Annotated in this window: 1 protein-coding gene and 1 pseudogene; both read right to left on the bottom strand. The window is 45.9% G+C overall.

Translation table 11 applies throughout. The annotated features are described in order from the left end of the window. Window positions 1–223, bottom strand: a pseudogene (locus Q5762_RS37215) (hypothetical protein); the annotation flags it as partial. After that, the coding region (locus tag Q5762_RS37210; RefSeq protein ID WP_315896734.1) for a phage holin at window positions 220–434 on the bottom strand (215 nt) is incomplete at its 5' end. The pseudogene Q5762_RS37215 and the gene Q5762_RS37210, both read right to left, overlap by 4 nt.

Raw genomic sequence — 434 nt, 5'->3', positions numbered from 1 at the left:
CGCCCCTATTCAGCGGCGATGTGCGCACGATGCGACTATTACCCACCCAATCATTGGCAAATCCTTGAGGCCGATTATTGATTTGATTATCAACCTCGTTTTGCACCGTTGATGTTGGATTTCCAGTAGAGTGAGCGTGTACTTGCCGATATGGAACAACACCAACTTGAGGGGTGTCTGTTCGCAGTTTGATCTCTACTTCTGGCATTTTCACCATCGTCATTCACCCGCATTCTTTTGATAGTTTTTACTTGATACCATGAACACTGACCCCAAAAAAACAGTGATAGCTGAGATTGTCGTGACTGCAAGATCAGTAAAGTCCCAAGCATATGCCTTACCAAGTGTCCCCACGAGCACTCCACAGGCCGGCAGGACCACCGAAACGATCCATTTTACTTTGTCATAGGTTTTATTTGTCATTTGCATGCCTA

Source organism: Streptomyces sp. P9(2023) (assembly GCF_032436795.1).
In the GTDB taxonomy this organism is placed as follows: domain Bacteria; phylum Actinomycetota; class Actinomycetes; order Streptomycetales; family Streptomycetaceae; genus Streptomyces.
The sequence above is the reverse complement of the archived record's forward strand: the minus strand, read 5'-3'. Positions and strand labels throughout refer to the sequence as shown.